We start from the raw sequence: 21969 nt of genomic DNA on the forward strand, positions 1-21969 counted from the left end.
TCAGGCGGCCTGCGCGCCTTCCAGCCGCTTGGCGACCATGCCGCGCAGCGTGCGCAGATCCTTGACGAACTGGCGGATGCCTTCCGAGAGCTTCTCGGTGGCCATCGCGTCCTCGTTCATGGCAAAGCGGAACGCCTTCTCGTCCAGCTCGATCTTGGCCGGCTTGGTGTCGATCTTCGCCGGGTCGAGCTTGCGCTCCAGCACGCCCTCATCCTTGGCGAGGTCGTCGAGCAGCGAGGGGCCGATGGTCAGGCGGTCGCAGCCGGCCAGCGCCTCGATCTCGCCGGTGTTGCGGAAGGAGGCGCCCATCACCACGGTGCGGATGTCGTGGGTCTTGTAATAGGCATAGATCTCGCGCACCGACACCACGCCCGGATCGGTCTCCGGGGTGAACGGACCCTCGCCCGCCTTGACGTGCCAGTCGAGGATGCGCCCGACGAAGGGCGAGATCAGGAACGCGCCGGCATCGGCCGCCGCCACCGCCTGCGCCATCGAGAACAGGAGCGTCAGATTGCAGTCGATGCCTTCCTTCTGGAGCACTTCGGCGGCGCGGATGCCTTCCCAGGTCGAGGCGATCTTGATCAGGATGCGCTCGCGGCCGACGCCGCGCGCCTCGTAATCGGCGATGAAGCGGCGCGCCTTGGCGAGCGTCGCCTGGGTGTCGAAGGACAGGTCGGCATCGACCTCGGTGGAGACGCGGCCCGGCACGATCTTGGAGAGCTCGGCGCCGAAATTCAGCGCGAGGCGGTCGCACGTCGCGTCGATCACCGCTTCGCTCGCGCCGCCCTGCGTGCGGCCCCAGGCGATCGCCTCATCGACCAGCGGCGCATAAGCGGGCATGCCCGCCGCCTTGAGCAGCAGCGTCGGGTTGGTGGTGCAATCCTGCGGCTTGAGCCGGCGGACCGTCTCGATGTCGCCGGTATCGGAGACGACGACGGTCATGGAGCGGAGTTGTTCGAGCTTGGACGGCATGGTGCGGTCTCTCTTGTTGCGGCGGCCCGGGAGGGGCGCCACCGGCGGCGGATGGTCATCACGGCTGAATCACGCAGCGGCGCCGGCTATAAGCTGGCCGAGGCCTTGCAACGCCCTGACGACGCTCTTGTGACACATCTCGACTAAGCGTAAATCCTAGTGCCCTTCGCGCCCGGAGGGAACCATCCGGCAGTTCGAACAGCGTGCTTGTTTAACGACGGGTGCGGACGAGCCTGCCCGGAAGCCTGCTGCTCTCTCGCGACCCCCTTCGGCCCGGCCCTGGCCCGGCCCCTTCGAGGCGTTCAATGGACGATATTCACTACCGTGAATACAAGATCCTGCTGCGGCCGGAGCGTTTTTTCGACCCGCACCAGTTCGAGGTGTACTGGCACAAGCTGTGCCTCATCGCCCCGGAATTCAAGGTCGGCGTGGTCACCAACAAGGATGGCTTCAAGCGCCATGTCCGCGAGGTGCTGTTCTACGACACGCCCGATTACGACCTTTACCGGAACGCCTTCATCCTGCGCAAACGCACCTTCTACACCGATGGCTGGCCGGAGCCCGAGCACGAGCTGACCTTCAAGTTCCGTCACCCCGATCTCGACACGGCGGCGGCGGTCGACGTCACCCCGCATATGAGCGGCACCGCCAACATCAAGTTCAAGGAGGAGCTGCTGCCGCTCAAGGAGAGCGTCGGCGGCATGCGCTCGCTCTATTCGCATAATTGCGTGCTGCTCACCCCTGGCCTTGTGCTGGACGAGGGGCTGGAGCGCATCTCCAAGGTGTTCCCGGCCATCGCCCAGCATTGCGATTCGCACAAGGACGAGAAAGTCTCGCTGGTGAACAACCTCCCCGTTGAGGAAGTGCAGGTGAATGTCGGCTCCTTCGATTTCGGCCATGGGCTGATCGCCAAGGCGACCATCGCGGTCTGGCGCGACCGCGGCAGCGAGACCTCGATCATCGGCGAATTCGCCTTCCAGGCGAAGTTCGACCGCTACGACCAGATGCACGCCAAGGCCCGCACCCGCTCCGAGGAGTTCTTCAAGGCGGTGCAGATGCAGGCGCCGGAATGGGTGCAGCTCGGCGCCACCAAGACGGCGCTGGTGTATAATTTCGGCAAGCAGCTCATCGACAGTCACGAGTGAGCGTGCGCGAATGAGCGGCAAAGTCGAGCCCGCGCCGGCCGAGGACGCCGGCAGCTACAGCCTGCCGCGCGACGTGCCGCTGTGGGAGATCTTCGTCACCTTCCTGATCATCGGCGCCACCAGCTTCGGCGGCGGCGTGGTGGCCTATCTGCGCGCCGGGCTGGTGCTGAAGAAACGCTGGCTCGACGAGGAGCACTTCATGTCGGCGCTGGAGATTTCCCAGGCGCTGCCGGGGCTCAACGCGACCAATATGAGCATCATCGTCGGCGACCGGCTGCGCGGCGTGCCGGGCTCGATCATCGCCTTTCTCGGCATCACCCTGCCCGGCGCGGCGCTGGTGATGATCCTCGGCGTGCTCTACGCCTCGAACGCCCATAACCCCTACGTCAACGCCACGCTGATCGGCGTCGGCGCGGCGGCGGTGGGGATGCTGACCGCCGTGACCGTGCAGATCGGCCGCAAGCAGTTCGGCGGGCTGGTGGATGCCGCCATCATCGCCGTCACCGTGGTGATGGTCAGCGTGCTGCACATCTCGCTGGTCTGGGTGCTGCTCACCGTGGGGCCGGCGGCGGTGTTCATCTATCGGCCCCGCAAGGATATCCCCCCGGAGACCGGCGAATGAACGAGAACCTGTCCGTCCTCGCGGTCTTCTCGCTGCTCTCGGTGCTGGCGGTGGGCGGCGGCGCCGCCGTGCTGCCGGAGACCAAGGCGCTGGTGGTCGACGCCCATCACTGGCTCAATGACGACCAGTTCCGCGACATTTACGGCCTCGGCCAGGTGGTGCCGGGCCCGAACATGCTGATGGTGATGGTGATCGGCTATCACGTCACCGGCTATACCGGGGCGCTGCTGGCCTTTCTCGGCTTCTTCGTGCCGGCGGGGGTCATCTCCTGGGGCGCCTCGCGGGTGTGGGACCATTTCGAGGGCTCGCCCTGGCGCGCCTCGCTGCAGAAGGGCATGGCGCCGCTGGTGGTCGGGCTGATGGCGGCGGGCGCGATCTCCATCGCCAAGACCGCGATCGACGGCGCGCTCACCGTCGCCATCGCGGTGGCGGTGTTTCTCGGCGTGTATTTCGTCAAGAAGGTGAACCCCGCCTTCTTCGTGCTCGGCGGGGGCGTGGTCGGGCTGGCGCTGCTGAGCTGAGGCGCGCGCCGGCCCTCACCCCTGCTTGGGCGGCAGGTAATGGCTGATCGTGTGGGCGAGGCCCGGCGCGGTCAGGGTCTGCAGCCACACCTTGCCGGGCCCCGACAGCTTCACCAGGAACAGCCCGTCGCCGCCGAACAGCGCGTTCTTGATACCGCGCATCATCACCAGCTCGAACGACACGCTGTCCTCGAAGAAGCCGACATGGCCGGGATGGACCATGAGGAACTGGCCGGGCTGGAGATCATAGGTGACGATCTCGCCGCCGACCTCGATCCACGCCTTGGCCTCGCCCGAGAGCTTCTGCAGCACGAAGCCCTCGCCGCCGAACACCGCCCCGCCGAGCGACTGCTGGAAGGCGGAGGCGATCTCCACCCCCGGCGTGCCGCAGACGAAGCCGTGGCGGTGCACCAGATAGCCGCGCGCGCGGGTGACCTCGACCTCGACGATGTTGCCCGGCAGCTTGGCGGCGAAGGCGACATTGCCCGGCCCGCGCTGGGCGGCGAATTCGGTCATGAACAGGCCGGCGCCCGACACCGCGCGGCTCACCAGCCCGAACAGGCCGCCACCCCCGCCGCCGCCGACCGCCGTGGAGGTGGTCATGGCGATGTCGCCGGACATCCAGGACAGCTGGTCGGGCACGCCGACGACCTTCTCGCCGGCCTCCAGATAGATTTCCAGCACGGGCAGCGTGGTGCCGATGATCTTCGAGCGCATGGCGTTCCTCCGGCGGATGGTCTGGGGCGCGTCGGGGAACCTTAGGCCAGGAGGCGGGGAAATCCAGATTGCCGCCTCGGTTTCCCGGCCGATAATTTTTTGCCGTCCCATGGGGTTATCCATGGCGTGCGGCAGGCCACGTGATATCGTCGAGCGGTCCAGTCAAATCTTCGGGAGCGTTCCATGCGGAACCTTTTCTCGGCCTTCTCCTGTTCTGCGCGCAAGACCCTGCTCGGCGCCGCCCTCGGTGCCGCCACGCTCGCCGCCACCGCCCTCAGCGGCACGAGCGCGAATGCCGCGATCGCCGGCCCCGCCGTCGGCACGGCCGTCCCCTCGATCGAGCTCACCGAGAATGTGCGCTGGGTCTGCGGCGTCTGGCATTGCTGGTGGCGTCCCAACTGGAACTATGGCGTGGTGCCGCCTTATGCCCGCGCCTGGGGCCCGCCGGATCGTCCCGGCTGCTTCTGGCGGCGCAACTGGGGCGGTGGCTGGAGCCATATCTGCCCGTGACCGTCAATGGCCCCACGGGGCCGGATCGCTGACGCAAAAGGGCGCCGCAGGGCGCCCTTTTACATGTTGGCAGCGTCGCCCCAGTAACTTGGCCCCAGTAACTTGGCCCCAGTAGCTTTGCTTCAGCAGCCCCGCCTCATGCCCAGCGGTATTCGCCCTCTCCTGTTCGCCAGCTTCGCCACGCTGATCGCCGGCTTCGTCGACGCGGTCGGCTATGCGCATCTGGGCGGGCTGTTCCTGTCCTTCATGAGCGGCAACAGCACCCGGCTCGGCATCCAGTTCGCCAGCGGCCACTGGGAGCTGGCCGGGCTGACCGCGACCATCGTCGCCAGCTTCACCGCCGGTGCCTTTCTCGGCACGCGGCTGGCCGACGCGGCGGGTGACTGGAAGCTGGTCGCCATTCTCGCCGTCGAGGTCGCCCTGTTCGCGGCGGCGGCCCTGCTCACCGGCGCGGGCGCCGGGGCGCCGGCGCTGATCCCGGTGGCGGTGGCGATGGGGATGCAGAACAGCGTCCACCAGCTGATCGCCGGGGCCGATATCGGCAAGAGCTTCGTCACCGGCGCGCTGTTCGGCGTCGGCCAGTCGCTGGCCCGGCTCTCCAGCGGCAGGAGTCGCCCTTCCGAGGCGCTGGCCTATGCCGGCTCATGGGCCTGTTTCGTGGGTGGGGCGGGCATTGGCGCGCTGACGCTGGGGGCGCTGGGCCTGTCCCTCGCGCTGGTGGGAGCGGGCCTGCTGCTGGCGGGGCTGGCTCTCACCGCCCTGGCCTTCCACGGCCATCTAATCCACCCGGTCGGGGAATCGGGCGGCGACTAAGCCGGCTATTCCAGACCGATCGCGTCGCGCGCGGCGGCGACATCCTTCTGGCAGGCTTCTTCATCCCCGGCGGCGGCGGCCGCGCGGGCGCGCTCCAGCGCCTTCTGCGCGATCTCCGGCTTCACGCCATCGCCGATCTCCGCCTCGGTCTTGGCGAGGGCGGATGGCGAGGGATCGTGGCTGAGCAGCGCGCTGTCGCTCTCCGGCGCGCTCGGGCCGCTCGCGGCGAGGTCGGCGATCATGCGGTCGAGCGCGGCCTGGGTGTCGTCGGCCGCCTGGGTGCAGGGGCTGGCCAGCGCGGCCGGCGCGGCGAGAAGAAGGGCGGCGAGAAGGAGCGGCAGGGTGGGCTTCATGATCTGTCTCTAACGCGCGGCGACGCAGGGCACCTCAGTCTAGCAGCAGGAGCGGGGCCATTTCGAGCGCGACCTGATGCCGGCCGGCGCGGCACCGGCACCGCGCTAGTCCCGCGCGATCAGCTCGCGCTCGCCGCGATGCACCGACAGGGAACCGATCGGCCGGCCCGGCGCGCGGCGGCGCAGCATGGTCGGGCGGCGGTGCTTGAGCGCGCCGCGCCGCCGGCGGCGCAGGCGCGGGGTGGCGACGGTGAGCCGGCCGATCATCTGATAGGCCGGGCGGCGCGAACCGTCCGCCTCGGTGATCAGCATGGGCAGGCCGAGCGCGGTGCTCCAGCCGCGCCATTCCGCCACCACATCGTCGATATGCGGCGCCGAATAGAGCGTCACCGACAGCGCCGGATCGGCGTGGACCAGCACGATGGCCACGCCATCGTCGTCGCCCTCGGGATCGAGCAGCGCCACGGCGAGGCCCTGATAGGCGGACAGCGCCAGACGCAGCTTCATCGGCGCCCCGGCGCTGCGCCGGCGCAGCACGAGATGGTCGCGGTAGAGTTCGATCCGCCGCACGCCATTATCGGCCGCCGGATCGATCGACTGGAAGATGAGCGGATACTGGGCGTCCTCGCTGGGACGCTCCAGGCTCACATAGGGGTAGATCGGATCGGAGGCCCGCGCCTCCGCTCTGAACGGACGCATGATCGTTATCCCTGCCGGTTTTCAGGCTCTAGCGGCCCCGGTCGTATCGGGAAGCTAACGCCCGACCCCTCGCTTCGGGCTTAAGGGAAATGGTTGATCGTTTCTTCGCGCCGGAAAGGCGGGCGCTTTCGCCCTCTATGCTTGACGGAACCTTGCAGCCGCGCGCGGCCGAGCGAACTGGACGGTTGCCAGCCGCGCCCGCTGCGCTTAAGCCGCCCGGATGAATAACAACCCCGACGACGCCCCGCCCCCTCCGCTCGATCCGCTGGCCGATCCGGCCGTCGCGGCGCAGCACCTCGCCGAGGCGGTGGTGGCGGCGGGCGCGGTCGCGGTCGCCATGTTCCGCGACGGCGTGAAGTCCTGGTCGAAGCATAATGACTCGCCGGTCACCGAGGCCGATCTCGCCGTCGACCAGATGCTGCGCGAGCGGCTCGGCCGTCTCGGCCCCGATTATGGCTGGCTGTCGGAAGAGACCGTGGACGAGCCCTCCCGGCTCGACCGCCGCCGGGTGTGGATCGTCGATCCGATCGACGGCACGCGGGCCTATATGGCCGGCGGGCAGGACTGGTGCGTCGAGGCGGCGCTGGTGGAGGACGGGCGGCCGATCGCCGGCGCGCTGTTCGCCCCGGTGACGGAGGAACTGTTCATCGCCGTGCTGGGCGGCGGCGCCACCCGCAACGGGCGCCCCATCGAGGCCTCGCAGATGACGCAGATCGCCGGCGCGCGGGTGGACGGGCCGGTCCCCTTCCTCAATCATATCGACCGCGACGGCACCACGCACCGCGTCCAGCGCATCCGCTCGCTGGCGCTGCGCATCGCCCGCGTGGCCACCGGGGAACTCGATGCGGCATTTGCATCGCCCAATGGCAATGACTGGGACCTTGCCGCCGCCGACCTTTTGGTGCACGAAGCAGGGGGACGCCTGACCACGCTCGACGGCCTTCCCCTCGCCTATAACGCTCCGGTGCCGCGCCATGGGGCGCTGGTATCGGCAGGCACGCTTCTGTACCCCTCCCTCATGGGCAGGGTGCGCTGAAGACGCGGCCCGCAGGCGAGAAGGCGGGCCACCCGGATCGGAAACAACGGCAGCAGACTGAGATCATGACCAGCCCTCAGCTTCTTCATCTGGTGTTCGGCGGCGAACTCGAAAACCTCGACGGCGTCACCTTCAAGGACCTCGACAAGCTCGATGTCGTGGGCATCTTCCCGAACTATGCCACCGCTCACGCGGCCTGGAAGGCCCGGGCGCAGCAGACCGTGGACAATGCCCAGATGCGCTATTTCGTCGTCCATTTGCACCGCCTGCTGGATCCCGAGACCAGCCCGGCCGCTCGCTGACACTGCGGCATCCGATAATGTGGCGTAGGCTGCGCACTTCGCAGACGGTGCGGACCGTGCTCGGCCGGGGCATGGCCGGCTATCTGCGCCTTGTCTGGCGCACCCAGCGCGTGGTGATGGAGCCGGCCAATCTCTATGAGCTGGCCGATGCCCAGCTGCCGATGATCCTGACCTTCTGGCACGGGCAGCATTTCCTCACCCCGTTCCTGATGAAGCCCTATCACCGCGCCCGCGTGATGATCTCGCGCAGCGCCGATGCCGATGTGAACGCCATCGCCGCCGAGGCGCTCGGCATCGGCACGGTGCGCGGCTCGGGCGCGCAGGGGCGCGATTTCCGCGTCAAGGGCGGATTCAACGCCACGCTGGAGATGATCCGCCACCTCTCCGAAGGCACCAATGTCGCGATGACCGCCGATGTGCCGAAGATCTCGCGCATCGCCGGGCTGGGCGTCGTCACCATCGCCAAACATTCCGGCCGGCCGATCTACCCGGTCGCCATCGCCACCTCGCGCCGCGTGCTGGCGCGCAGCTGGGACCGCGCGGCGATCCATCTCCCGTTCGGCCGCGCCGCCGTGGTCGCCGGCGAGGGCGTGCTGGTCGCCCCGGATGCCGGCCCGGAGGAGCTGGAGGCCGCCCGTCACGAGGTGCAGCGCCAGCTCAACGCCGCCACCGCGCGGGCCGAGGAACTGGTGGGGCGCCGGCCCGCGGCTCATCTGGCGCCGGCCCGCCCGCCGCACGGCGACGCGCCGGCATCCTCCGGGCCGGCCAATGGCTAGGGCACGCTCCACCCTGCTCATTCGCGGCTATCGCCTCGCCACCTGGCTCGCCACGCCCTTCGTCTGGCTGATGCTGATGCGCCGGCTGAAGCGCGGCAAGGAAGACCCGGCGCGGCTGCGCGAGCGTTATGGCCATGCCGGCGCGCCGCGCCCCAAGGGGCCGCTGGTCTGGGTGCACGGGGCGAGCGTCGGCGAGATGCTGGCCGTGCTGCCGCTGATGGACCGGCTGCGCGCGCGCGGCTTCAAGGTGCTGCTGACCTCGGGCACGGTGACCTCGGCCCGGCTCGCCGCCTCGCGCCTGCCGCCGGACATCGTGCACCAGTTCGTGCCGCTCGATTCGCCGCTGTTCCTGCGCCGCTTCCTCAAGCACTGGCGGCCGGACCTCGTGCTGCTGGTCGAATCGGAGCTGTGGCCGAACCTGCTGATCGAGGTGAATGCGCGGCGCACGCCGCTGGTGCTGGTGAATGCGCGCATGTCGCCGAAATCCTTCGCCAACTGGCAGAAGGTCGCCGGCAGCGTGAAGGCGCTGCTCGGGCGGGTCGATCTGTGCCTCGCGCAGGCGCCGGATGACGCCGAACGGCTGCGCGCGCTGGGCGCCCCGCGCGTGGCGGTGACCGGCAATCTGAAATTCGATTCGCCCCCGCCGCCGGTCGACCTGATGGCCTTCGACCAGCTCCGCGCCGCCTCGACCGGGCGCACCGTATTCGTCGCTGCCTCGACCCATCCGGGCGAGGAAGCGGTGCTGATCGAGGCGCATCAGCGGCTGGTCAAGGAAATCCCCAACCTGCTGACCATCATCGCCCCGCGTCATCCCGAGCGCGGGCTGGAGATCGCCCAGTTCGCCAGCGAGGTCGATTGCCCGGCGGTGCTGCGCTCGGACGGCTATCTGCCGGACCGGGGGACGGCGCTCTACATCGCCGACACGATCGGCGAGCTGGGCCTGTTCTACCGGCTCGGCGCCGTGGCTTTTCTGGGCGGCTCGCTGGCGCGCAAGGGCGGGCAGAATCCGATCGAGCCGATCAAGCTCGACATGGCGATCCTGCACGGGCCCAACACCACCAATTTCAGCGATCTCTACAGCGAACTCGACGCCCATCGCGGCGCGGCGCTGGTGGAGGATGCGCGGGCCATGGCGGCCACCGCCTTCACTTTGTTCAAGGACACGGCGGCGCGCGAGCGGATGATCCGCGCCGGGCAGGCGACGATCGACAGTTTCGGCGGCGCGCTGGGGCGCACCCTGGTCGCCATCGACCCCTATCTGGTGCAGATACGTCTCGAAAGGCGCTGAGCGATGCAGGCGCCGCATTTCTGGTGGCAACGCGAGCGGACGCTGGCGGCAAACCTTCTCTCCCCGCTCGGCGCGCTGGTCGGCGGGGTGACGCTGGCGCGGCTGCGCACGGCCGGCACCGCCGTCGGCGTGCCGGTGATCTGCGTCGGCAACCCGACGGTGGGGGGCGCGGGCAAGACGCCGACGGTGATCCAGCTGGCCCGCCGGCTGATCGCGCAGAACCGCAACCCGGTCATTCTCACGCGCGGCTATGGCGGGCGCGAGCGCGGGCCGCTGCGGGTCGACCCGCGTCTGCACAAGGCGGCGGATGTGGGGGACGAGCCGCTGCTGCTCGCCCGCGCCGCGCCGACCTATGTGGCGCGCGACCGTCTGCTCGGCGCGCAGGCGGCGGCGCAAACCGGCGCCGATGTCGTGCTGATGGATGACGGCTTCCAGAACCCGGCCATCGCCAAGGCGCTGTCCATCCTCGTGGTGGATGCCGGGGTGGGCGTCGGCAACGGGCTGTGCCTGCCGGCCGGGCCGCTGCGCGCCCCGCTCGCCCCGCAACTGGAGCGGGCGCAGGCGCTGCTCGTCGTCGGCGAGGGCGCGCCGGGCGAGCGGGTGGCGCGCGAGGGCTATGCGGCAGGGGTGAGCGTGCTGCGCGGGCGGCTCGCCCCGGACGCCCATGTCGTGGCGCGGCTGTTCGGGCGGCGCGTGCTGGCCTATGCCGGCATCGGCCGGCCCGCCAAATTCTTCGAGACGCTTCGCAGCCTCGGCGTGCTCACCACGGTGACGCGCGCCTTCCCCGACCATCACGTCTTCACCCCGGCGGAGATGGCCGAGCTTCAGGTGCAGGCGGCGCGGCAAGACCTGCTGCTGGTCACCACCGAGAAGGACGCGGCGCGGCTCGCCGGCTCCGACGCCGGGCGGACCCTGCTGGAAATGAGCGAGATTCTGCCGGTGCGCCTCGCGCTGGAGCCGCACAGCGCCAAGACGCTGGACCGGCTGATCGCCGGCGCGCTGCGCCTCGACTGAAAGCTCAGCCGGCCTTGACGCGGTCGGGGTGCAGGCGCGCCAGCACCGCCTGCGGGGTGGCATAGGCTTCCTGCAGGTCGACGCTCCAATAGCGCAGCTCGTCGAGCGGGATCGACTGGCCGGTCACGGCGCAGCGCACGAAGGTGCCGGGCCGCACGACCCGGAAATCGCCGTCGAGATAGCGCACCTCGGCTTCGCCGGAGGCGGAGAAACGTTCGAAGCGGTTCATGGTCCCGCTCATCCTTCTGGTCGACCGGCCCCGACCATACCGATCCGGGAGCCGTTCCGGCAAGTGCCGGCGGTCAGGAGCGCCGGGCACGCGCCCGGCGGTGAGGGCTAGAGCTTGTTCTGACGCCTTTTCTTCACGCGAACCGGAATCCAATTCGCTCGAAAATGCTCTAATTGCCGAACAAGGTGGGCTGGCTCGTCTCATCCGCAAGGGATTTGGCGGCGGCTTTCGTCTTGCGCGGCGCGCGCGGGGCGGGCTTCTCCCCGGCCGGCGGCGCGGGGGGCGGGGCGAGCGCCGGCCCCTCCCCGGCGGTGACGGCGACCCGCCCGTCGCGGAACTCGATCTCCAGCCCCTGCCCGGCGCTCACCGCGGCGGCGGCATGGACCGGCTGGCCCTCGCCATCGCGCACCAGCGCGAAGCCGCGATCGAGCACGCCCTTATAGGACAGCGCGGCCAGCAGCTTGGAGGCGCGCTCCAGCCGGCGCTCGCGGTCGAGCCTTTGCTGCGCATGGACACGGCGCAGACGCTCCAGCCAGCCGCCCAGCCGGTCGCGGCCGCGCTCCAGCCGGTTGCGCTGCGCCTGCGCGGCCAGCGCCAGCCGGGTCTCGATCCGCGCCAGTTCGCGCCGATGCGCGGCCGTATTGCCGGTGAGCGCGCGCGGCAGGCGAGCCAGCACGCCGGCGAGCCGTTCGCGCCGCCGGGTGACGGCCACGGCGAGCATCTGCGGGGAAAAGCGGCCCTCGACACGGGTGAGGCGCAGCCGGTGCGCCCCGGCATTGGCTTTCAGCGCGCGCGGCAGGCGCCCGCTCGCGAGGTCGAGACGCTGGCGCGGCACGGCGAGCAGCGCCTCGCCACTCGGCAGCAGGCGGCCGAGGCTGCGCAGATCGGCGCGGCGACGCTCGGTGCCGCGCAGCAGCGCGCCGGTGAGCCGCGCCTTGAGGCTGCCGATCTCGGCGATCAGCTCGCCGCGCACCGGCACCGCCATTTCCGCCGCCGCCGTGGGGGTGGGGGCGCGCACATCCGCCGCGAAGTCGATCAGCGTGACGTCGGTCTCATGGCCGACGGCGGAGATCAGCGGGATCGCGCTTTCCGCCGCCGCCCGCACCACCGCCTCGTCGGAAAAGCCGAGCAGGTCTTCCAGCGAGCCGCCGCCGCGCGCGACGATCAGCACGTCCGGGCGCGGAATGGGACCGTTGGCGGGAAGCGCATTGAAGCCGCGAATGGCGGCGGCCACTTCCGCCCCGGACGTGTCGCCCTGCACCCGCACCGGCCAGACCAGCACATGGCGCGGGAAACGGTCGGACAGGCGATGGAGAATGTCGCGGATCACCGCCCCGGTCGGCGAGGTGACGACGCCGATGACACCGGGCAGGAAGGGCGGGCGGCGCTTGCGCTCGGGCGCGAACAGGCCCTCGGCGCCGAGGCGGCGCTTGCGCTCCTCCAGCATCGCCATGATCGCGCCGGCACCGGCGAATTCCAGCTGCTCGATGACGATCTGGTAGGAGGATTTGCCGGGAAAGGTGGTGATGCGCCCGATGGCGACCACTTCCAGCCCTTCCTCCGGCTTCAGCCTGAGCCGGCCGAACACGCCCTTCCACACGACCGCGTCGATGCGGGCATTCTGGTCCTTCAGCGAGAAATAGGCGTGGCCCGAGGAATGCGGCCCGCGATAGCCGGAGATCTCCCCGCGCACCCGCACATGGCCGAACGCATCCTCCACCGTGCGCTTGAGCGCGCCGGAGAGTTCCGAGACGGTCCAGTCGGGGGCGTTGGAGACAGGCGATTCGGAGAGCGTATCGGGCATGGGGGAGTCATAATGGCTTTTCGCGCGAAGCAGAAATTGACCCGGCGTCATGGCCGGGCTTGACCCGGCGTCATGGCCGGGCTTGACCCGGCCATCCACGTCTTGCTGCCACATCTTGCTGCCGCACCGAAGACGTGGATCCCCGGATCAAGTCCGGGGATGACGGTGTTCTGCGAGATGACGGCGCGCTTCGGGCATTCCGGGACAGTGCGCCGTCATGGCCGGGCTTGACCCGGCCATCCACGCCTTGCCGCCACATCTTGCTGCCGCACCGAAGACGTGGATCCCCGGATCAAGTCCGGGGATGACGGTCTGCGGCCCCCCCACCTTGATCCCCGCCCTTGCCCGGCCTAGGTTGCGCCGCCTTCTCAAGCCAACCGCCGGCCTTCCCGATGATCGATCCCAAGCTGCCGCCCCATATGCGCCCGGACAAGTCGTTCCAGGGGCTCATCCTCGCGCTCCATGCCTTCTGGGCGGACAAGGGCTGCGTCGTGCTCCAGCCCTATGACATGGAAGTCGGCGCCGGCACCTTCCACCCGGCGACCACGCTGCGCGCGCTCGGGCCGCTGCCGTGGAAGGCCGCTTATGTGCAGCCCTCGCGCCGGCCGAAGGACGGGCGCTATGGCGAGAACCCCAACCGGCTGCAGCATTATTACCAGTATCAGGTGATCCTGAAGCCCTCGCCGACGGACCTGCAGGAACTCTATCTCGCCTCGCTGGAAGCCATCGGCATCGACCTGAAGCTGCACGATGTGCGCTTCGTCGAGGATGACTGGGAGAGCCCGACGCTGGGCGCCTGGGGTCTCGGCTGGGAGTGCTGGTGCGACGGCATGGAAGTCTCGCAGTTCACCTATTTTCAGCAGGTCGCGGGCTTTGAATGCGCCCCCGTGGCGGGCGAGCTGACCTATGGGCTGGAGCGCCTCGCCATGTATGTGCAGGGCGTGGAGAACGTCTACGACCTCAATTTCAACGGCCGCGAGGGGGACGAGAAGGTCACCTATGGCGACGTGTTCCTGCAGGCCGAGAAGGAATATTCCCGGCACAATTTCGAGCACGCCGACACCGCCATGCTGTTCGAACAGTTCCGCATGGCCGAGAGCGCGGCGGCGAAATATCTCGAGGCCGGCTGGGAAGACGACAGCAAGACCCGGCATTTGATGGCCCAGCCCGCCTATGACCAGTGCATCAAGGCGAGCCATGTGTTCAACCTGCTGGATGCGCGCGGCGTCATTTCGGTGACCGAGCGACAGAGCTACATCCTGCGCGTGCGTGAACTGGCCAAGGCCTGCGGCGCCGCCTGGCTCGCCACGGAAGCGGGCGGCACCCCGGCCGCCTGACCCTATCCACCCTCGCACCGGAGAGTGCCCGTGTCGGCGTCCAGTCTCGCTTCCGAAGGCTACCCCGACACCGGCGCCGCCGGCGCTGGTTCCGGCACCCGCCGCGCGCCGCCGCGCAGCCTGATCGCCGGGGCGCTCGGCAATGTGCTGGAGTGGTACGACTTCGCCGCCTATGGCTTTCTCGCCACCATCTTCGCCAAGAACTTCTTCCCCGAGAGCGACGCCTTTGTCGGGCTGATCGCGGCCTTCGGCGTGTTCGCGGCCTCCTTCCTGATGCGCCCGGTCGGCGGCGTGGTGTTCGGCCATATTGGCGACCGCTATGGCCGGCGCCGCGCGCTGTTGATCTCCGCCGCGCTGATGACGTGCTCCACCGTCGCCATCGGCCTGTTGCCGACCTATGCGCTGGCGGGCGCGGCGGCGCCGGTGCTGCTGCTCATGCTGCGCCTGCTGCAGGGGCTCTCGATCGGCGGGGAATACACCACCTCGGCCATCTATCTCGCGGAGAATGCGAAGCCGGAGCGGCGCGGGCTGATCACCTCCTTCGCCGGCTGCGGCGCCTCGGCGGGCACGCTGCTCGGCTCGGGCGCGGCGGCGGTGACGGCGATGCTGATGAGCAGCGACGACCTGATCGCCTGGGGCTGGCGGATTCCGTTCCTCGCCGGCGTCCTGCTCGGCGGCTTCACGCTCTATCTGCGCCGCGCCTCGATCGGCGAGGACGAGGAGGCCCCGGCCCGCGACGCCGGGGAGGGGCTCCCGCTCGTGCGCGCGCTGCGCACCGACGGGGCGAACATGCTGCGGGCGCTGCTGATGAACCTCACGCTCGGCGTCAGCTTCTACATGATCTTCGTCTACCTCACGACCTATATGCAGCAGGTGGACGGGCTGACCGACCGGCTCTCGCTGCAGATCAACACCATCTCCATGGTCACGGTGCTGTTTCTGGCACCCATGTTCGGCGGGCTGTCCGACCGGATCGGCCGCAAATGGATGATCGCCAGCGGCCTCGTCGGCATGGTGCTGCTGTCCTGGCCGCTGTTCCGCCTGCTCGATTCAGGCACGCCCGAGGGGGCGCTGCTCGGCCAGATCGGCTTTGCCGTGCTGATCGCCATGTATGCCGGGCCGATGCCCTGCGCGCTGGTGGAGATGTTCCGCCGGGAGACGCGCTGCTCGGCGCTCTCGCTCTCCTACAATATCTCGCTCGGCCTTGCCGGCGGCACCGCGCCGATGGTGGCGGTCTATCTCGTCACCCGCGAGCACTGGGACATGGGCCCGGCCTGGTATCTGATCGCCGTTTCCGTGCTGTCGCTGCTCGCCACGCTCACCATGACCGAGCGACGCGGCGCGCCGCTCGGCTAAACGCACTCCCCTCGCCGGGCGCGACGTGCTAGGGCGTGCCCCTCCGATCCGCCTTCCCGCCACATCAGCCGACAGCGCCATGCCCGATCTCCTGCTCGAACTGTTCTGCGAAGAAATCCCCGCCCGCATGCAGGCGGCCGCCGCGGACAGCCTCAAGAAGCTCGTCACCGATGCGCTGGTCGAGCGCGGTCTGGTCTATGAGGGCGCCAAGGCTTTCGTCACGCCGCGCCGCCTCGCGCTGGCCGTGCACGGCCTGCCGGCGCAGCAGCCGGACACGCATGAGGAGCGCAAGGGCCCGCGCGTCGGCGCCCCGCAGGGCGCGATCGACGGCTTCCTGAAGGCGGCGGGGCTCACCTCGCTCGATCAGGCCAAGCTCGCCACCGATCCGAAAAAGGGCGATTTCTACGTCGCCCACACCCACAAGCATGGCCGCCCGACGCCGGAGGTGATCGGCGAGATCGTGCCGGCCATCATCCGCGCCTTCCCCTGGCCGAAATCGATGCGCTGGGGCAAGGCCTCGGCCCAGCCCGGCGCGCTGCGCTGGGTGCGCCCGCTGCAGTCGATCCTCTGCACCTTCGGGCCGGAGACCGAGGAGCCGGAAATCGTCGCCTTCGATGTCGACGGCCTCAAGGCCGGCGATGTGACGCGCGGCCACCGCTTCCTTAGTCCCGGCCTGATCAAGGTCCGCCGGCTGGACGACTGGATGGCCAAGCTGGAGGCCGCCCATGTCGTCGCCGACCGCGAGCGGCGCAAGGACATCATCCTCAACGACGCCAAGGACCTCGCTCTGGCGCAGGGGCTGGAACTGGTCGAGGATGCCGGCCTGCTGGAAGAAATCTGCGGCCTGGTCGAATGGCCGGTGGTGCTGATGGGCGCGTTCGACCCGGCCTTTCTCGACGTGCCGGACGAGGTGATCCGCGCCACCATCCGCGCCAACCAGAAATGCTTCGTCTTGAGGGACCCGGCCACCGGGCGCCTCGCCAACCGCTTCATCCTGGTGTCGAACCTCATCGCCTCCGATGGCGGCGCGGCGATCATCGCCGGCAATGAGCGCGTCATCCGCGCCCGCCTGTCCGACGCCAAGTTCTTCTGGGAGACCGACAAGAAGACCAACGCGACGGTTTCGCTGGACGACCGGCTGGCGAAGTTCGGCAATGTCACCTTCCACGAGAAGCTCGGCTCGCAGCTGGAGCGCATCCGGCGGATTGCGGCAAAAGCTGAAGTGTTTGCCGAGTTGATGGAAAACAGGTTGAAGGTCGCTGACCGAGAATATGGCGGCGCGCGCTCTAATTTCTTCAATGAGGTTAAGCTCGCAGCCAATTACGCGAAATCAGACCTGCGAACCGAAGTCGTCGGCGAGTTTCCTGAAGTTCAAGGCCTTATGGGCCGATACTACGCGATACTTGAAGGTATGCCGGCGTCAGTCGCGGCTGCCGCGGAGGATCATTACAAGCCGCAGGGACCGACCGACCGCGTCCCCACCGCTCCGGTCTCCGTCGCCGTCGCGCTCGCGGACAAACTCGACACACTCCTCGGCTTTTGGATCATCGACGAAAAGCCTACCGGATCTAAGGATCCGTATGCGCTAAGGCGCGCAGCGTTGGGTGCTAATAGAATCATCCTAGAAAACAATTTTTCTTTCAACCTTCGGTCATTGCTGCGCGAGTTCAACATTGAGGTGTTCCCTAGAGCTCAGCAGGCTCGGGTTCGTGAATTAATTAACATCATAAGCCCGGTTCGACCTATCATTGAGGAAGTCGCCTTAACAAAGCTTCTTCGGGAGACCGATCCGGAATCACCTCCGATTATCTTCAACGATCTATTTTCCTTCTTCGCCGACCGGCTGAAGGTCCACCTCCGCGAGGCCGGCGCCCGCCACGATCTCGTCGACGCGGTGTTCGCCCTGCCCGGTCAGGACGACCTGCTGCTGGTGGTGAAGCGCGTCGAGGCGCTGTCGCGCTTCCTCTCGACCGAGGATGGCAAGACCCTGCTCGCCGGCGCCAAGCGCGCGGCGAATATTCTGCGCATCGAGGAGAAGAAGGACGGACACACCTATGAGGGCGGCGTCGACATGGTGTTGCTGCACGAGGCTGAGGAGCGCGCGCTCGCTGACGCCATCGCCGCGCTCGGCCCCCGGATCGAGGCGGCTCTGGTGGCCGAGGATTTCGAGGGCGCGATGGGCCTGATGGCGCAGCTGCGCGCGCCGGTCGATGCCTTCTTCGACAAGGTGACGGTCAATGCCGAGGACGCCGCCCTGCGCCAGAACCGCCTGCGCCTGCTCGCCGACATCCGCGCCCTGACCCGCCACGTCGCCGATTTCGAGCGCATCGAGGGCTGAGCCTCCCGCCCCCTCACAACGTCATCCCCGGACTTGATCCGGGGATCCACGACTTTGGCACAACGGAGAAGGCGTGGATGGCCGGGTCAAGCCCGGCCATGACGGCGTGTGGGGATGGTGAAGAGGCGCGCTAGCGCCTTCCCTTAGGTTGCCCGGAGGCGGCGCCCACCCCCTCACAACGTCATCCCCGGGCTTGACCCGGGGATCCACGACTTTCCTCATGGCCGGCGCGCACCATGACGGCGTGTGGGGATGGGCCGGTCGCACACGAACGACATCCTTCGAGGCTCGCTCCGCGCGCACCTCAGGATGACGGTGCGTGGGAGTGAGGGAGACCGCGGAACGTACACCCGTCATGCTGAGGTGGCGCCGCAGGCGCCCTCGAAGCACGCAGGCGGTCCGTCGTCCGTGCGGCATGTTCAGAGCGGAGACTTGAGCCCGCCTAATCATGGCCCCCGCAGGGAACCATCGCCTACCGCCGGCCGTTCTAGGGGAACCTCACAGGAGTACCCTTCATGGCCGTCAGCATTATCGCCCTCCAGCCGATCGTCGCGCTGGTGGCGGGCATCCTCATTCTGGTGATGCCGCGCCTGCTCGCCTATATCGTCGCCATCTACCTGATCTTCATCGGCGTCTCCGGCCTGCTTGGCACCGGCGGGCTGGAGCGGTTCGGACTCTGATCGCCTGAAACGGCAACGGCCCGGACCGGGCTCCCCCGAGCCGGGCCGGGCCGTTGCGCATCAGGGATGGCCGATCGGCCGTGTCAGGCCTTGCCGAGCAGCTTGTCGACGCTCCACGGGCCGGGGCCGGCGAACACCAGATAGAAGAACACGAAGCAGTACAGCGCCGCGAGTTCGCCGCCATTGACGATGGGGTGGAAGGCCTGCGGCGCGTGGACCAGGAAATAGGCGACCGCCGTCATGCCGGCGAGGATGAAGGCCACCGGGCGCGAGAACAGGCCGATCAGCAGCAGCGCGCCGCCGATCAGTTCGATGAGGCCGGCAATGCCGGGCATCGAGGTCAGGCTCACACCGGTCATCTGGGTGACGGGAAAGCCGAGAACCTTGGTGGTGCCGTGCTGAAGCAGCAGCAGAGCGGACATGATGCGCAGCAGGCTGAGCACATGCGGCGCGAGACGGTTCAACGTTGAAATCATGGAAAGCCCCTTGCGACGGATCGGTTTCCGGCCGTCGATTGGTGCCCCATTGCCGTGCCCGCGACAATCCGTCCTTACGTTCACATTGCAGTGCACTCCCCAGCTTCATGGTGCACCGCAAATGACCAATTGAACGGAGCACCTCAACCGGATAGATCACTTTGTGGGGAGCTCTCCGGCGGCCTGTCATCCACCGGTTGAACCCTTTGACGGTGCTTAATTTTCGACTTCGGTTGAATTTCCACCACACGATGAGGGCGCACCAGGTTGCGCCTCACCAAAGGACCTTTGACATGACGAAATGGGTCTACACCTTCGGCGACGGCACCGCGGAAGGTACAGCGGAACTGCGCAATCTGCTGGGTGGCAAGGGCGCGAACCTTGCGGAAATGTCGAATCTCGGGCTGCCCGTGCCGCCCGGCTTCACGATCTCGACCGAGGTCTGCACCTATTACTACGCTCACGGCAACAAATACCCGGACGAACTCGCGTCCCAGGTCGAGGCAGCTCTCGGCCAGATCGGCGCGCTCGCCAATCGCACCTTCGGCGATCCCGCCAACCCGCTTCTCGTCTCCGTCCGTTCGGGCGCCCGCGCCTCCATGCCAGGCATGATGGACACGGTGCTCAATCTCGGGCTCAACGACGTGACGGTCGAGGCGCTGGCCGCCTCCTCGGGCGATGCCCGTTTCGCCTATGACAGCTACCGCCGCTTCATCCAGATGTACTCGAACGTGGTGCTGGACTTCCCGCACCACCATTTCGAGGACGTGCTGGACGGCTATAAATCCGATCACGGCCACACGCTCGACACCGACCTGTCGGCCGATGACTGGAAGGAACTGGTCACGCGCTACAAGGCGCTGGTCCAGCACGAGCTGGGCCGCCCGTTCCCGCAGGACGCCCATGACCAGCTCTGGGGCGCCATCGGCGCCGTGTTCGGCTCCTGGATGAACCAGCGCGCCATCGTCTATCGCCGCCTCCACCAGATCCCGGAGAGCTGGGGCACGGCGGTGAACGTGCAGGCCATGGTGTTCGGCAATATGGGCGAGACCTCGGCCACCGGCGTCGCCTTCACCCGCAACCCCTCGACCGGCGAGAACGCGCTCTATGGCGAGTTCCTGATCAACGCCCAGGGCGAGGACGTGGTGGCCGGCATCCGCACGCCGCAGAACATCACCGAGGTCGCGCGCATCGAGGCCGGCTCCGACAAGCCCTCCATGGAGAAGGCTCTGCCGGAGGTCTATACCGAATTCGTCCGCATCGCCGGTGTGCTGGAAAGCCATTACCGTGACATGCAGGACCTCGAATTCACCGTCGAGCGCGGCAAGCTGTGGATGTTGCAGACCCGTTCGGGCAAGCGCACCGCCAAGGCCTCGCTGCGCATCGCGGTCGAACTCGCTAATGACGGCGTGATCACCCGCGAGGAGGCCATCGCCCGCGTCGATCCCGCCTCGCTCGACCAGCTGCTGCACCCGATGCTCGACCCCAAGGCCGACAAGAAGGTCATCGGCGCGGGGCTTCCCGCCTCGCCCGGCGCCGCCTCGGGCGAGATCGTGTTCTCGGCCGACGAGGCCGAGCTGATGAAGACGCAAGGCCGCAAGGTCATTCTGGTGCGCATCGAGACCTCGCCGGAAGACATTCACGGCATGCATGCCGCGCAGGGCATCCTCACCACGCGCGGCGGCATGACCAGCCACGCGGCGGTGGTCGCGCGCGGCATGGGCAAGCCCTGCGTCTGCGGCGCCGGCACGATCCGCGTCGATTATGCGGCGGGCACGCTGACCTCGGGCGGGGTGACGCTGAAGAAGGGCGACATCCTCACCATTGACGGCGCCACCGGACAGGTGATCGCCGGCGCGGTGCCGACGCTCCAGCCGGAGCTGTCCGGCGAGTTCGCCACGCTCATGGGCTGGGCGGACGGGGTGCGCCGGCTCAAGGTGCGCGCCAATGCGGAGACCCCGCTGGACGCCCGCACCGCGAAGAATTTCGGCGCCGAGGGCATCGGCCTGTCGCGCACCGAGCACATGTTCTTCGAGGGCGACCGCATTCGTTCCGTGCGCGAAATGATCCTGGCCGATGACGAGAAGGGCCGCCGCGCCGCGCTCGCCAAGCTGCTCGCCGCGCAGCGTTCGGACTTCCAGGAGCTGTTCGAGATCATGGACGGGCTGCCGGTGACGATCCGCCTGCTCGACCCGCCGCTGCACGAGTTCCTGCCACACACCGACGCGGAAATCGCCGAGGTGGCGGAGGCGCTCGGGGTCAGCGCGGCCAAGCTCGCCGCCCGCAAGCGGGAGTTCGACGAGTTCAACCCGATGCTCGGCTTCCGCGGCTGCCGCCTCGCCATCGCCTTCCCGGAGATCGCGGAAATGCAGGCCCGCGCCATCTTCGAGGCCGCGGTGGCGGCGCAGAAGACCACCGGCAAGCCGGTGGTGCCGGAAATCATGGTGCCGCTCATCACCGGCAAGAAGGAATTCGACCTCGTCAAGGAAGTCATCGACGCCGCCGGTCGCACGGTAGCGGAGGAGACCGGCGAGACGGTCGAGTACCAGGTCGGCACGATGATCGAGCTGCCGCGCGCGGCGCTGAAGGCGGGCGAGATCGCCGAGACGGCGGAGTTCTTCTCCTACGGCACCAACGATCTCACCCAGACCGTCTACGGCATCTCGCGCGACGATGCCGGCACGTTCCTCGGCACCTACATCGCCAAGGGCATCTTCGAGGTCGACCCCTTCGTGTCGATCGACCAGGACGGCGTCGGCGAGATGGTGAAGATCGCCACCGAGCGCGGCCGCGCGGTGCGGCCGAACCTCAAGCTCGGCATTTGCGGCGAGCATGGCGGCGATCCCGCCTCGGTCGCCTTCTGCGAGGAAGTCGGGCTAGACTACGTGTCCTGCTCGCCCTTCCGCGTGCCGATCGCCCGGCTGGCGGCGGCGCAGGCCGCGCTCAGGAGCAAGGTCGCCTCGCAGGCGTGAGCTGACCCG

The 21969-nt window shown here is 68.4% G+C and carries 22 protein-coding genes; 15 read left to right on the forward strand and 7 right to left on the reverse strand.

Annotation, left to right across the window (positions count from 1 at the left end; genetic code table 11):
• Positions 1 to 972: a transaldolase gene (gene tal / locus KIP89_RS08845; protein WP_213755000.1), complete on the reverse strand. Its 972-nt coding sequence runs from the start codon at positions 970 to 972 to the stop codon at positions 1 to 3.
• A gap of 305 nt (positions 973 to 1277) precedes the next feature.
• Here tal and KIP89_RS08850 point away from each other — a divergent pair, with 305 nt between their 5' ends.
• From KIP89_RS08850 to KIP89_RS08860, 3 genes are read left to right on the forward strand one after another with little or no spacing between them, the layout of a single operon-like run.
• Positions 1278 to 2117 carry a hypothetical protein gene (locus KIP89_RS08850; RefSeq protein WP_213755001.1) on the forward strand — a complete coding sequence of 280 codons (840 nt, stop codon included), beginning with the start codon at positions 1278 to 1280 and terminating at the stop codon, positions 2115 to 2117.
• A gap of 10 nt (positions 2118 to 2127) precedes the next feature.
• Positions 2128 to 2739, forward strand: coding sequence for a chromate transporter (locus KIP89_RS08855; RefSeq protein WP_213755002.1), 612 nt, complete (start codon positions 2128 to 2130; stop codon positions 2737 to 2739).
• The gene (locus KIP89_RS08860; RefSeq protein WP_213755003.1) at positions 2736 to 3260 is read left to right on the forward strand and encodes a chromate transporter; all 525 of its coding nucleotides are present in this window, start codon (positions 2736 to 2738) and stop codon (positions 3258 to 3260) included. Before KIP89_RS08855 ends, KIP89_RS08860 begins: the two co-directional genes overlap by 4 nt.
• A gap of 15 nt (positions 3261 to 3275) precedes the next feature.
• Here KIP89_RS08860 and KIP89_RS08865 read toward each other — a convergent pair whose 3' ends face one another.
• Positions 3276 to 3977, reverse strand: coding sequence for a TIGR00266 family protein (locus KIP89_RS08865; protein WP_213755004.1), 702 nt, complete (start codon positions 3975 to 3977; stop codon positions 3276 to 3278).
• A 183-nt stretch (positions 3978 to 4160) separates the two neighbouring features.
• Here KIP89_RS08865 and KIP89_RS08870 point away from each other — a divergent pair, with 183 nt between their 5' ends.
• Both KIP89_RS08870 and KIP89_RS08875 read left to right on the forward strand, forming a co-directional pair.
• Positions 4161 to 4487: a hypothetical protein gene (locus KIP89_RS08870; RefSeq protein ID WP_213755005.1), complete on the forward strand. Its 327-nt coding sequence runs from the start codon at positions 4161 to 4163 to the stop codon at positions 4485 to 4487.
• Positions 4488 to 4625: 138 nt separating this feature from the next.
• Positions 4626 to 5300: a YoaK family protein gene (locus KIP89_RS08875; protein WP_213755006.1), complete on the forward strand. Its 675-nt coding sequence runs from the start codon at positions 4626 to 4628 to the stop codon at positions 5298 to 5300.
• 5 nt (positions 5301 to 5305) lie between these two features.
• Here KIP89_RS08875 and KIP89_RS08880 read toward each other — a convergent pair whose 3' ends face one another.
• Together KIP89_RS08880 and KIP89_RS08885 are read right to left on the reverse strand one after the other, a co-directional pair.
• Positions 5306 to 5653, reverse strand: a complete 348-nt coding sequence (locus tag KIP89_RS08880; RefSeq protein WP_213755007.1) for a hypothetical protein — start codon at positions 5651 to 5653, stop codon at positions 5306 to 5308.
• Between the two features lie 105 nt (positions 5654 to 5758).
• Positions 5759 to 6352, reverse strand: coding sequence for a DUF6101 family protein (locus tag KIP89_RS08885; protein ID WP_213755008.1), 594 nt, complete (start codon positions 6350 to 6352; stop codon positions 5759 to 5761).
• Positions 6353 to 6572: 220 nt separating this feature from the next.
• On the opposite strand from KIP89_RS08885, the gene KIP89_RS08890 reads away from it, so the two are divergent.
• The 5 genes from KIP89_RS08890 (at position 6573) to lpxK (ending at position 10768) form a co-directional block, all read left to right on the forward strand.
• Entirely contained in the window at positions 6573 to 7388 is an 816-nt protein-coding gene (locus tag KIP89_RS08890) for a 3'(2'),5'-bisphosphate nucleotidase CysQ (RefSeq protein ID WP_213755009.1), read from the forward strand.
• Positions 7389 to 7453: 65 nt separating this feature from the next.
• Positions 7454 to 7690, forward strand: coding sequence for a DUF4170 domain-containing protein (locus tag KIP89_RS08895; RefSeq protein WP_213755010.1), 237 nt, complete (start codon positions 7454 to 7456; stop codon positions 7688 to 7690).
• Positions 7691 to 7707: 17 nt separating this feature from the next.
• Positions 7708 to 8466: a lysophospholipid acyltransferase family protein gene (locus KIP89_RS08900; protein ID WP_213755011.1), complete on the forward strand. Its 759-nt coding sequence runs from the start codon at positions 7708 to 7710 to the stop codon at positions 8464 to 8466.
• On the forward strand, positions 8459 to 9754 hold the full coding sequence (locus KIP89_RS08905) for a 3-deoxy-D-manno-octulosonic acid transferase (protein ID WP_213755012.1): 1296 nt from the start codon (positions 8459 to 8461) through the stop codon (positions 9752 to 9754). The genes KIP89_RS08900 and KIP89_RS08905 overlap by 8 nt, the downstream gene beginning before the upstream one ends.
• A gap of 3 nt (positions 9755 to 9757) precedes the next feature.
• Positions 9758 to 10768, forward strand: a complete 1011-nt coding sequence (gene lpxK, locus KIP89_RS08910; RefSeq protein ID WP_213755013.1) for a tetraacyldisaccharide 4'-kinase — start codon at positions 9758 to 9760, stop codon at positions 10766 to 10768.
• 4 nt (positions 10769 to 10772) lie between these two features.
• On the opposite strand, the gene KIP89_RS08915 is transcribed toward lpxK, so the two are convergent.
• Positions 10773 to 10997, reverse strand: a complete 225-nt coding sequence (locus tag KIP89_RS08915) for a DUF2093 domain-containing protein (protein WP_213755014.1) — start codon at positions 10995 to 10997, stop codon at positions 10773 to 10775.
• 169 nt (positions 10998 to 11166) lie between these two features.
• Positions 11167 to 12801, reverse strand: coding sequence for an exodeoxyribonuclease VII large subunit (gene xseA / locus KIP89_RS08920; protein WP_213755015.1), 1635 nt, complete (start codon positions 12799 to 12801; stop codon positions 11167 to 11169).
• A 392-nt stretch (positions 12802 to 13193) separates the two neighbouring features.
• Here xseA and KIP89_RS08925 point away from each other — a divergent pair, with 392 nt between their 5' ends.
• From KIP89_RS08925 to KIP89_RS08940, 4 genes are all read left to right on the forward strand, one after another.
• The gene (locus tag KIP89_RS08925; RefSeq protein ID WP_213755016.1) at positions 13194 to 14138 is read left to right on the forward strand and encodes a glycine--tRNA ligase subunit alpha; all 945 of its coding nucleotides are present in this window, start codon (positions 13194 to 13196) and stop codon (positions 14136 to 14138) included.
• Positions 14139 to 14168: 30 nt separating this feature from the next.
• Positions 14169 to 15494 (forward strand): MFS transporter, encoded by a 1326-nt coding sequence (locus KIP89_RS08930; protein ID WP_369807091.1) that lies wholly within the window; start codon positions 14169 to 14171, stop codon positions 15492 to 15494.
• Between the two features lie 79 nt (positions 15495 to 15573).
• Positions 15574 to 17832 carry a glycine--tRNA ligase subunit beta gene (gene glyS, locus KIP89_RS08935; protein WP_213755018.1) on the forward strand — a complete coding sequence of 753 codons (2259 nt, stop codon included), beginning with the start codon at positions 15574 to 15576 and terminating at the stop codon, positions 17830 to 17832.
• 515 nt (positions 17833 to 18347) lie between these two features.
• A complete protein-coding gene (locus tag KIP89_RS08940) occupies positions 18348 to 18512 on the forward strand; it encodes a DUF3096 domain-containing protein (protein WP_213755019.1) in 165 nt (54 codons plus the stop codon).
• 83 nt (positions 18513 to 18595) lie between these two features.
• On the opposite strand, the gene KIP89_RS08945 is transcribed toward KIP89_RS08940, so the two are convergent.
• Positions 18596 to 18988: a DoxX family protein gene (locus tag KIP89_RS08945; RefSeq protein WP_213755020.1), complete on the reverse strand. Its 393-nt coding sequence runs from the start codon at positions 18986 to 18988 to the stop codon at positions 18596 to 18598.
• Positions 18989 to 19281: 293 nt separating this feature from the next.
• On the opposite strand from KIP89_RS08945, the gene ppdK reads away from it, so the two are divergent.
• A complete protein-coding gene (ppdK, locus tag KIP89_RS08950) occupies positions 19282 to 21960 on the forward strand; it encodes a pyruvate, phosphate dikinase (RefSeq protein WP_213755021.1) in 2679 nt (892 codons plus the stop codon).
• Positions 21961 to 21969: the final 9 nt, after the last annotated feature.

Source organism: Ancylobacter radicis (genome assembly GCF_018449475.1).
GTDB lineage: Bacteria > Pseudomonadota > Alphaproteobacteria > Rhizobiales > Xanthobacteraceae > Ancylobacter > Ancylobacter radicis.

Bases quoted from the DNA above. Each gene is read 5' to 3' on its own strand.
- tal (WP_213755000.1), bottom strand. From the start codon at position 972: ATGCCGTCCAAGCTCGAACAACTCCGCTCCATGACCGTCGTCGTCTCC.
- KIP89_RS08850 (WP_213755001.1), top strand. From the start codon at position 1,278: ATGGACGATATTCACTACCGTGAATACAAGATCCTGCTGCGGCCGGAG.
- KIP89_RS08855 (WP_213755002.1), top strand. From the start codon at position 2,128: ATGAGCGGCAAAGTCGAGCCCGCGCCGGCCGAGGACGCCGGCAGCTAC.
- KIP89_RS08860 (WP_213755003.1), top strand. From the start codon at position 2,736: ATGAACGAGAACCTGTCCGTCCTCGCGGTCTTCTCGCTGCTCTCGGTG.
- KIP89_RS08865 (WP_213755004.1), bottom strand. From the start codon at position 3,977: ATGCGCTCGAAGATCATCGGCACCACGCTGCCCGTGCTGGAAATCTAT.
- KIP89_RS08870 (WP_213755005.1), top strand. From the start codon at position 4,161: ATGCGGAACCTTTTCTCGGCCTTCTCCTGTTCTGCGCGCAAGACCCTG.
- KIP89_RS08875 (WP_213755006.1), top strand. From the start codon at position 4,626: ATGCCCAGCGGTATTCGCCCTCTCCTGTTCGCCAGCTTCGCCACGCTG.
- KIP89_RS08880 (WP_213755007.1), bottom strand. From the start codon at position 5,653: ATGAAGCCCACCCTGCCGCTCCTTCTCGCCGCCCTTCTTCTCGCCGCG.
- KIP89_RS08885 (WP_213755008.1), bottom strand. From the start codon at position 6,352: ATGCGTCCGTTCAGAGCGGAGGCGCGGGCCTCCGATCCGATCTACCCC.
- KIP89_RS08890 (WP_213755009.1), top strand. From the start codon at position 6,573: ATGAATAACAACCCCGACGACGCCCCGCCCCCTCCGCTCGATCCGCTG.
- KIP89_RS08895 (WP_213755010.1), top strand. From the start codon at position 7,454: ATGACCAGCCCTCAGCTTCTTCATCTGGTGTTCGGCGGCGAACTCGAA.
- KIP89_RS08900 (WP_213755011.1), top strand. From the start codon at position 7,708: ATGTGGCGTAGGCTGCGCACTTCGCAGACGGTGCGGACCGTGCTCGGC.
- KIP89_RS08905 (WP_213755012.1), top strand. From the start codon at position 8,459: ATGGCTAGGGCACGCTCCACCCTGCTCATTCGCGGCTATCGCCTCGCC.
- lpxK (WP_213755013.1), top strand. From the start codon at position 9,758: ATGCAGGCGCCGCATTTCTGGTGGCAACGCGAGCGGACGCTGGCGGCA.
- KIP89_RS08915 (WP_213755014.1), bottom strand. From the start codon at position 10,997: ATGAACCGCTTCGAACGTTTCTCCGCCTCCGGCGAAGCCGAGGTGCGC.
- xseA (WP_213755015.1), bottom strand. From the start codon at position 12,801: ATGCCCGATACGCTCTCCGAATCGCCTGTCTCCAACGCCCCCGACTGG.
- KIP89_RS08925 (WP_213755016.1), top strand. From the start codon at position 13,194: ATGATCGATCCCAAGCTGCCGCCCCATATGCGCCCGGACAAGTCGTTC.
- glyS (WP_213755018.1), top strand. From the start codon at position 15,574: ATGCCCGATCTCCTGCTCGAACTGTTCTGCGAAGAAATCCCCGCCCGC.
- KIP89_RS08940 (WP_213755019.1), top strand. From the start codon at position 18,348: ATGGCCGTCAGCATTATCGCCCTCCAGCCGATCGTCGCGCTGGTGGCG.
- KIP89_RS08945 (WP_213755020.1), bottom strand. From the start codon at position 18,988: ATGATTTCAACGTTGAACCGTCTCGCGCCGCATGTGCTCAGCCTGCTG.
- ppdK (WP_213755021.1), top strand. From the start codon at position 19,282: ATGACGAAATGGGTCTACACCTTCGGCGACGGCACCGCGGAAGGTACA.